This window comes from Streptomyces sp. YS-3 (assembly GCF_045257485.1).
Taxonomy (GTDB): domain Bacteria; phylum Actinomycetota; class Actinomycetes; order Streptomycetales; family Streptomycetaceae; genus Streptomyces.
Genome location: NZ_JBJHPC010000290.1, coordinates 1 through 8,943 on the forward strand (window position 1 = coordinate 1; position 8,943 = coordinate 8,943).

The following is an 8,943-nucleotide window of genomic DNA, read 5'->3' on the forward strand; positions in this document are numbered from 1 at the left end:
AGGCGGGGCTGCTGCTCGACCACCTCGCGGCGCTGGACGTGCCGCACGCGGTCGCGGGCGGAGATCTGAACGACCGCCCCGACGGCCGCGCCTTCCGCCGCCTCGCGGACGGCCTCCAGGACTGCTGGGCGGTACGGCCCTGGGGCGGTGAGTACACCTCCACACCCGCCGTGGCGAAGACCGCGTCGATGCGCTGATGGGGGTCGGCCGGGGTCGAGGTGTACTCACCGCCCCAGGGCCGTACCGCCCAGCAGTCCTGGAGGCCGTCCGCGAGGCGGCGGAAGGCGCGGCCGTCGGGGCGGTCGTTCAGATCTCCGCCCGCGACCGCGTGCGGCACGTCCAGCGCCGCGAGGTGGTCGAGCAGCAGCCCCGCCTGGGTGTGCCGCTCCTCCGCCTGGAGGCTCAGATGGCAGCTGAGGACGCCGAGCCGGGCGCCTCCGACCCGTACCACCGCCGAGGCGAAGCCGCGTCGGTGCAGGCCCGGGGTGAGCGGGAGCAAAACGTCCTCGGTGCGCTCCACCACCGCCCGCAGCGAGCACAGCAGCAGCGGGCCCGCGGCCGTGGCGCCGCCGCTGAGGACCACGAGGCCGCTCGCCGCCGCGAGCCGGGCGGCGGCCTTGCGCCAGCGGAAGAAGCGCGGCGCCTCCTGGACGAGGACCAGGTCCGGGTCGCAGGCGCTGATCACCCGGGCCAGCGCCGCGGTGTCGTCGCGCATCGAGCGGATGTTGTAGCTGAGGACACGGATCACGGCCGAGCCGTTCTCCGTACGGGACGCGGGAAGATCGGTGAGCGGCATGGGGCACAAGATAGAGCAGCGCCCGCCGCGTCCGTGACGGACGCGGCGGGCGCTCAACCACCGTACGGGGGCGGCGACTCAGCCCTGGCGGGCCAGGTCCGCCGCGCCGACCAGACCGGCCTTGTTGCCGAGCTGGGCCGCGAGCACCTGGGCGTGCGGACGCCACTGGCCGCCGATCAGCCAGCGCCGGAACGACTTGCGGATCGGGTCGAGGACCAGCTCGCCCTCGTCCGAGACACCGCCGCCGACGATGAACGCCGAGGGGTCGAAGAGCGAGGCCAGGTCGGCCAGGCCCGCGCCCGCCCAGCGGGCCAGTTCACGGAAGGAGTCCACCGCGACGGGGTCGCCCTGCCGGGCGGCGGCGCTGATGTGCTTGCCCTCGATGCCCTCGATGGTGCCGTCGCCGAGGCCGAGGAGGATCGTGGCGTTCTCGGGGGTGGCGTTGGCGCGCTGGCGGGCGTACCGAACGAGCGCGCGCCCCGAGGCGTACTGCTCCCAGCAGCCCTGGCTGCCGCAGCCGCACAGCAGTCCGTCGGGCACCACCCGGACGTGACCGAACTCGGCGGCCACGCCGAAGCGTCCGCGGCGCAGCTTGTTGCCGATGATGATGCCGCCGCCCAGGCCGGTGCCGAGGGTGATGCAGATGACGTCCTCGTGGCCCTGGCCGGCGCCGAACCGGTACTCGCCCCAGGCAGCCGCGTTGGCGTCGTTCTCCACCACCACGGGGAGCCCGACCCGCTGCTCGACCTTGTCCTTCAGCGGCTCGTGGCGCCAGTCGATGTTGGGTGCGAAGAGGACGGTGGCGCGCTTGTCGTCGACGTATCCGGCGGCGCCGATGCCGACGGCGTCGATCTGGTGCCCCTTGCCGGCTCCTTCGACCGCGGCGCAGATCGCGTCCACGATGGCGTCAGCGGTCAGCGGCGTGGGCACGGTGTGCGTCTCGAGGATGTGGCCCTCCTCGTCGACCACTCCCGCCGCGATCTTGGTGCCGCCGATGTCGACGCCGATGGTGAGTCCCATTAAGTCCCTCAGTTTTCGGTCGAGCCCCGCTAAGGCCCACCGTACCCGAGGGCGGGCACCGGTCAGTCAGTCCAGGTCGATGTGCTCGGTCGGGCCCCCGCCCGCTCCGCCGTCGTCCTTCTTCGCCCCGCCGGACGCGCCGCCGGACGCCCCGCCGGGCGCGCTGTCGGCCGGGCCGCCCGCCGTCCAGCGGCGCTCGGCGCCCTCGACCGCCGAGCGGTAGGCGGCCAGCAGCTCGCCGCCGGCCGCGGCGAGGTGGTCGAAGACGTCCGGGTTGCGCTCGATGACCGGCTCGACCACCGCCCTGGCCTGGCCGATCAGCTGCTGCACGGCGCTCTGCGCGGCCATGCCGGGCAGCGAGGACTGCAGGGAGGAGACCTTGTCGGCGACGGCGTCGACCAGTCGGCGCAGCTCCTCGGCGGCCGAGCCGGGCTGCGTCCCGTAGGCGGCACGGCGGCGCGCCTTCTCCTCGGCGAGGTCCTCGGCGCACGCGTCGGCCCAGGCATCCGCGTCGGGTGCGGGGCGCTCGGTGGCTTCGCTCATGGCGGACTCCAGCTTGAGGGAGAAGGGTCTGTCCTCTCGACGTTACCCGAACGGGGGTACGGCGTTCAGGACGTCCGGGGCCACAGATCGGGGTCCGGGGTGAACCGGATCCTCAGCACGCCGTCGGTGAGCCCGGCGCCGGAGACCGTGCAGCGCCGCAGCGCGGAGGGCAGGGGGGCGATCCTGCGGAACGGTCCGGCGGTGAGCAGGAGTTCGTCGCCGCGCCGCACCAGACCGAGCCGGTCCCGGTCGGCGCCGGGCAGCGGCAGGTGCCACACCAGGACGCCGTCGTCGGCCAGCCGGTCCTCGACCCGCCAGGCCGGGGCCGGTGCGCAGGCGCCCGCGTCCTCGGACCACGGACCGCTCCCGGCGACCGGTTCGTCGAGCCCGTCGAGGTCGTCGAGCCCGTCGGGTCCTCGTGGATCGCGGCCCAGGTGCGCGACCTCGTACAGCGGTACGCCCTCGAACTCCTCGGCCAGCTCCTTGAGCGCGCACTGCTGGTGCCCGGAGAGCGCGGCGAGGAAACGGTCCGCCGAACCGGTGGGCAGCACCCGGTTGGCGATCACCGCGTCCGGGGTGATCTCGTGCAGCGCCAGCCCGAGCCGGGCGGTGCGCAGGGCGGCGACACCGGCCGCGCCGGGCTCGGCGACCAGCCGCACGGTCGTCGCCGGGTCCCGGAACACGGCCTCGGCGGCGGCCAGCTCCGCGTCCCAGCGCGCGGCCGTCTCGTACAGCCACTGCGCGGGCATCGGGACCCCGGCGAGCTGGGCGAGGACCGGGCGCAGCGAGCGGGCGGCCTGGCGCTCGGGCGGCAGCAGCCGGCGCAGATAGCGCCGCAGCTGCCCGGGCAGGGCGAGGGCGGCGATGCTCTGGTGGACCGGCGGCATGTCGACGACGACCAGGTCGTGGCCGCCGGCCGCCGCCTCGCGCACCGCCCTGAGCAGGGCGAGCTGCTCGGCGCCGGGCAGCTCGGTCAGCTCCTCATCGTCGAGGCGGCCCGCGCCCAGGAGCTCCAGGGCGGTGGTGGCGCGGTCCTGGAGGGCGAGCAGTTCGCCGCGGAAGTGGGCGGCGGAGTCGATGCGTACGACGTCGAGACCGGGCACGTCCTGGTCGCCGGGGAGCCGGTCCGCGAAGTCCTCGCGGTCCGCGGACAGGAGCAGGGTGCGCGCACCGCGCCGGGCCGCCGCGAGCGCGGTCGCGGCGGCGACGGTGGTGCGGCCCGCGCCGCCGGGACCGGTGACGAGGACCGTACGCATCCTCAGGCCTTCTCGGTCCCGTCGGCGGTGCCGGCCGCGCCGCTCTCGACGCGCTTCTTCAGACCGGCGAGCGCGCGGTCGATGATGACCTTCTCGGCCTTGCGCTTGATCATGCCGAGCATGGGGATCTTGACGTCCACGGTCAGCTGGTAGGTGACCTCGGTGTGGCCGCCGGGGGCGTCGGCGAGGCTGTACGAGCCGTCGAGGGAGCGCAGCATCTGGGACTTCACCAGGCTCCAGCTCACCTTGCGGGAGCCGTCCCAGGTGTACTTGAGGGTGTGGTCGTCCTTGATGGCGCCCGCGTCCAGCACCAGACGGACCTGCTCGGCGCGGCCCTCGGCGTCCTTGGACAGCACCTCGGCCTCCTTCACCTCTCCGGTCCACTGCGGGTACCGGGCGAAGTCGGCGATCACCCCCATCACCTCGGCGGGTGCCGCCTCGATGGTGATGGATGAGCTGGTGTGTTCCGCCATCGTCGTGGCTCCTCCAGTGCGCGGGCCGGTGTGTGGGGGTCGGTAGACGTGCAGGCTATCGCGTGCCGCCGGGGCCTCTCGCCGGTGCCCGGCTCACCACTGGAGCGCGAAGGGCCGGGAAGTGGCGGCGAAGTGGCCGACGTTCACGCATTCGGTGCGCCCGATCCGGACCCGGCGGGCGAGCGGCTGGTGGACATGGCCGAAGAGGGAGTACCGGGGCCTGGTCTTCCGGATGGCTTCGAGCAGGGCGCGCGAGCCGCGTTCGAAGCGGCGGGGGACCGTGTCGTAGACCAGCTCGGGAACGTCCGGCGGGATGTGCGAGCAGAGCACGTCGACCTCGCCGAGCGCCTCGACCTTGGCCGCGTACTCCTCGTCGGAGATCTCGTAGGGCGTGCGCATCGGAGTGCGCAGTCCGCCGCCCACGAAGCCGAAGACCCGGCCGCCGATCTCGACCCGCTCGCCGTCCAGGACCGTGGTGCCCGGACCGGCGTACTGCGGCCAGAGGGTCGGTATGTCGACATTGCCGTAGGTGGCGTACGTCGGGGTGGGGAAGGCGGCGAACATCTCGGCGTACTGCCGGCGGACCGCCGCCTCGATGGCGGCCTCCCGGTCGAGCCCGGCCCACAGCGAGCGGCCCAGCTCACGGGCCTCCTCGAAGCGGCGGGCGGTGCGCAGGGCGACGATCCGGTGGGCGTTCTCGACGCCGAAGAGGTCGGGGAAGATCCCGCGCGAGTGATCGGCGTAGTCGAGGAAAAGGACGAGGTCACCCAGGCAGACAAGGGCGTCCGCGCCGTCGCCCGCCTTCGCGAGGCCCTCGGCGTTTCCGTGCACATCGCTGATCACATGTACTCGCATGCAGCCACCCTAGGCGGCCGGACCTGCGGTTACTTCCGAGTCGCGAAAGGAGTGGACTACTGTGCGCCAAGCGGCGCGAAATCCGTGTGACGCAGCGAACATCTGACCAGGACCCCCTATCGGGAACCCACTACCGGTGGGTAACGTCCGGGCAGTCCAGTCGTGCTCGGAGCAGACCCCCAACAAGTTGCTCCGGGCACCTGCCCGATCTTGGACCGCAGCCGGTGCGTCACACAGAGCCGTGGCACCGGCGCCCGATGAGGAGCAGCAGTCTTGCGCGAGTTCAGCCTTCCGGCCCTGTACGAGGTCCCCACGGACGGCAACCTGACGGATCTGATCCGCCGCAATGCCGCTCAGCATCCCGATGTCGCGGTCATGGGCCGCAAGGTCGCGGGACGCTGGACCGATGTCACCGCCACCCAGTTCCTCGCCGAGGTCCGCGGCGTGGCCAAGGGGCTCATCGCCGCCGGCGTCGAGCCCGGCGACCGGGTGGCCCTGCTGTCCCGCACCCGCTACGAGTGGGTGCTGCTCGACTTCGCCATCTGGAGCGCGGGCGCGGTCACCGTCCCCGTGTACGAGACGAGCTCGCCCGAGCAGATCCAGTGGATCCTCGGCGACTCCGGCGCGACCCTGTGCGTGGTGGAGACCGAGGCGCACCTGGCGTCCGTCACCGCCGTGCAGTCGGCGCTGCCCGCCCTCAAGGGCGTCTGGCAGCTGGAGGCGGACGCGGTGGCGCAGCTCACCGCGGGCGGCTCGGACATCTCGGACGAACTGCTCGACCAGCGGATGTCCTCGGCGCACGCCGACGACCCGGCGACCATCGTCTACACCTCGGGCACCACCGGCCGCCCCAAGGGCTGTGTGCTGACCCACCGCGCCTTCTTCGCGGAGTGCGGCAACGTGGTCGAGCGCCTCAAGCCGCTCTTCCGCACCGGCGAGTGCTCGGTCCTGCTCTTCCTGCCCGCGGCCCATGTCTTCGGGCGGCTCGTCGAGGTGGCGTCGGTGATGGCGCCGATCAAGCTCGGCTGCGTACCAGACATCAAGAACCTCACCGACGAGCTGGCCTCCTTCCGGCCGACGCTGATCCTCGGTGTGCCGCGGGTCTTCGAGAAGGTCTACAACGCGGCGCGGGCCAAGGCGCAGGCGGACGGCAAGGGCGCGATCTTCGACAAGGCCGCGCACACCGCCATCGCCTACAGCCGCGCGCTCGGCACCCCGCAGGGCCCCTCGCTCGGCCTGAAGATCAAGCACAAGGTCTTCGACCGGCTGGTCTTCAGCAAGCTGCGCGCGGTGCTCGGTGGCAAGGGCGAGTACGCGATCTCCGGTGGCGCCCCGCTGGGCGAGCGGCTCGGCCACTTCTTCCGGGGCATCGGCTTCACGGTCCTGGAGGGCTACGGCCTCACCGAGTCCTGCGCCGCGACCGCGTTCAACCCGTGGGACCGCCAGAAGATCGGTACGGTCGGGCAGCCGCTGCCGGGCTCCGTGGTGCGCATCGCGGACGACGGCGAGGTGCTGCTGCACGGCGAGCACCTGTTCACCGGGTACTGGAACAACGAGGCGGCGAGCGCCGAGGCGCTGGCCGACGGCTGGTTCCACACCGGGGACATCGGCACCCTCGACGAGGACGGCTACCTCGCGATCACCGGCCGCAAGAAGGAGATCATCGTCACGGCGGGCGGCAAGAACGTCGCCCCGGCGGTGATCGAGGACCGCATCCGCGCGCACGCGCTGGTCGCGGAGTGCATGGTGGTCGGTGACGGGCGGCCGTTCGTGGGCGCGCTGGTCACGCTCGACGAGGAGTTCCTGGCCCACTGGGCCGCGGACCACGGCAAGCCGGCCGGTTCCTCGGCGGCCTCGCTCCGGCAGGACGCGGAGCTGCTGGCGGAGGTGCAGCGGGCGGTCGACGACGGCAACGCGGCGGTCTCCAAGGCGGAATCGGTGCGGAAATTCCGCATTCTCACCTCCCAGTTCACGGAGGAGGCGGGGCACATCACCCCGTCGCTGAAGCTCAAGCGCAATGTCGTGGCGAAGGACTTCGCCGACGAGATCGAGGCGATCTACGCCCACTGATCAGGCCGGACCGATCGGGCCGGACCGACCAGGCGGGTCCGATCAGGCCGGGAGGTCCTCCGCGAGGACGCGCTGGACGTTGCGTTCGGCGAGCGCCGTGATCGTGACGAACGGGTTGACGCCGATGGAGCCGGGGATGAGGGCTCCATCGGTGACGTACAGCCCCGGATACCCCTTCACCCGCCCGTAGCCGTCGGTCGCCCGCCCCAACGGGCAGCCGCCGAGCGGGTGGTAGCAGAAACCGTCCGCGAACGGGGTGCCGTTACCGAACAGGTCGTACCGGTACATCGTCGCGTTCCTGAGGTTGATCCGGTCGAAGAGCCTCTTCGTGGCGTCGACCGAGGGCTGGTTCTGCGCCCTGGTCCAGTTGAGCTTCGCGGAGTCGGTCGCCGGGTCGTACGAGAAGGTGCCGCGCTGGGGGTTTTTGGTGATCGCCAGATAGAGGCTCACCCAGTGCTCGAAGCCCATCGGCAGCGGGGCGATCTCGGCGAAGACGGGGCTGGCGGCGTTGTCCCAGTCGTCGATGCCCAGGGCGGGCATGGTGGCCTCGTCGGCGCCCACCGTGTCCCACACGTGGTTGGCGCGGGCGGTCATGATGTTGCCGTTGGGGCCCCAGCCGGTGCCGACGGCCGGGTCGAGGGCGGGCAGCGTGCCCCTCGCGCGGGCGCGCACCAGCAGTTCGGTGGTGCCGAGGCTGCCGGCGCCGAGGAAGAGTTTGCCGCAGCCGATCTCCCGGGTCTCCACGACCTTGCCGGTGAGGTCGATGCGGTCGGCGGTGACGACGTACGTGCCGTCGGGCTCCCGGCGGATCGCGCGGGCGCGGTGCAGGGTGTCGATGGTGACCTTGCCGGTGCCCAGCGCGGCGGCGAGGTAGGTCTTGTCGACGGATCTCTTGCCGTGGTTGTTGCCGTAGATGACCTCGCCCGCGAGCGCGGAGCGGGTGGCGGTGCCGGCGGCTTCGCGCTGCATGTAGCCGAAGTCGTAGACGTTGGGCACGAAGACGGTCTTCAGCCCGGCGTTCTGGGCGGCCTTGCGGGAGGTGCGGGCGAACCTGTACCACTCGGTGGACTCGAACCAGGCCGGGTCGACGGAGTTCACGCCGAGCATGGCGTTGGCGCGCGGGAAGTACGTGGCGTACATCTCGGCGGCGTCGACCTCCGGCAGGACCTGGGCGAAGTAGTCGCGGCGGGGGGTGACGGCCATGCCGCCGTTGACGAGCGAGCCGCCGCCGACGCCGCGGCCCACGTACACGGACATGTCGCCGTAGTTCACTCGGTCGAGGACGCCCGGGTAGGGGCTGATGGTCTTGTTGACGACATCCAGCCAGAGGAACGTGGCGAGAGGTGCCTCGGTGCGGGTGCGGAACCACATGGAGCGCTGGTCCGGGGCGGAGGTCGAGCAGAAGACCGTGCCGTCCTGGGCGGGGGTGTCCCAGAGCCGCCCCATCTCCAGGACGAGGGTCTGGACACCGGCCTGCCCGAGCCTGAGCGCGGCGACGGCGGCGCCGTAGCCGGAGCCGATGACCAGGGCGGGGGTGTGGGTGATGGTCTGCGCCTGCGCGGCGCGGGCGGGGTCGAGGGTGATTCTGGGCAGGCCGAGCAGGGCGGCCGTCTGGAGGGCGCCGAGACCCAGGAGGTGACGGCGCGTCAGTTTTGCTGTCATGCGCGCAGCATGGGCGGAATTCGGGCTTCCGCCCAGTGGTCACGTTGTCTTAAATCTGAGTGACCGTCAGAGGTGGGAGTGTGGTGGGCCCGGGGTTCGTCTGCGGGCCGGTGGGGGTTGCTCGCGCAGTTCCCCGCGCCCCTCAGGTAGTCGGCCGCAGCCGGAGAACTCAGCTCAGCCACAGGCCTTCAGGGGCGCGGGGAACTGCGCGAGCGGCCACACACGACCCGCACCCCACCACCCGGCCAGCCGGGCCGCCCCCTCACAG

At 72.3% G+C, this 8,943-nt stretch carries 8 protein-coding genes; 1 reads left to right on the forward strand and 7 read right to left on the reverse strand.

The features are described from left to right. The 6 genes from ACJA3G_RS22220 to ACJA3G_RS22245 all read right to left on the reverse strand — a co-directional run. Positions 1–796, reverse strand: a 796-nt coding sequence (locus ACJA3G_RS22220) for an endonuclease/exonuclease/phosphatase family protein (RefSeq protein WP_406554781.1), incomplete at its 3' end; no start/stop codon positions are given. 78 nt (positions 797–874) lie between these two features. Then, positions 875–1,816: an ROK family glucokinase gene (locus ACJA3G_RS22225; RefSeq protein ID WP_406554782.1), complete on the reverse strand. Its 942-nt coding sequence runs from the start codon at positions 1,814–1,816 to the stop codon at positions 875–877. 66 nt (positions 1,817–1,882) lie between these two features. Beyond that, positions 1,883–2,359 (reverse strand): DUF5304 family protein, encoded by a 477-nt coding sequence (locus ACJA3G_RS22230; protein ID WP_406554783.1) that lies wholly within the window; start codon positions 2,357–2,359, stop codon positions 1,883–1,885. Positions 2,360–2,424: 65 nt separating this feature from the next. Then, a complete protein-coding gene (locus ACJA3G_RS22235) occupies positions 2,425–3,615 on the reverse strand; it encodes an ArsA family ATPase (protein ID WP_406554784.1) in 1,191 nt (396 codons plus the stop codon). Positions 3,616–3,617: 2 nt separating this feature from the next. After that, on the reverse strand, positions 3,618–4,088 hold the full coding sequence (locus tag ACJA3G_RS22240; RefSeq protein WP_406554785.1) for an SRPBCC family protein: 471 nt from the start codon (positions 4,086–4,088) through the stop codon (positions 3,618–3,620). Between the two features lie 93 nt (positions 4,089–4,181). Continuing rightward, positions 4,182–4,943 (reverse strand): metallophosphoesterase, encoded by a 762-nt coding sequence (locus ACJA3G_RS22245; protein WP_406554786.1) that lies wholly within the window; start codon positions 4,941–4,943, stop codon positions 4,182–4,184. Positions 4,944–5,216: 273 nt separating this feature from the next. Between ACJA3G_RS22245 and ACJA3G_RS22250 the strand changes: the two genes are divergently transcribed. Next, positions 5,217–7,013 (forward strand): AMP-dependent synthetase/ligase, encoded by a 1,797-nt coding sequence (locus ACJA3G_RS22250; protein ID WP_406554787.1) that lies wholly within the window; start codon positions 5,217–5,219, stop codon positions 7,011–7,013. Positions 7,014–7,055: 42 nt separating this feature from the next. On the opposite strand, the gene ACJA3G_RS22255 is transcribed toward ACJA3G_RS22250, so the two are convergent. Next, positions 7,056–8,675 (reverse strand): GMC oxidoreductase, encoded by a 1,620-nt coding sequence (locus tag ACJA3G_RS22255; protein ID WP_406554788.1) that lies wholly within the window; start codon positions 8,673–8,675, stop codon positions 7,056–7,058. Positions 8,676–8,943: the final 268 nt, after the last annotated feature.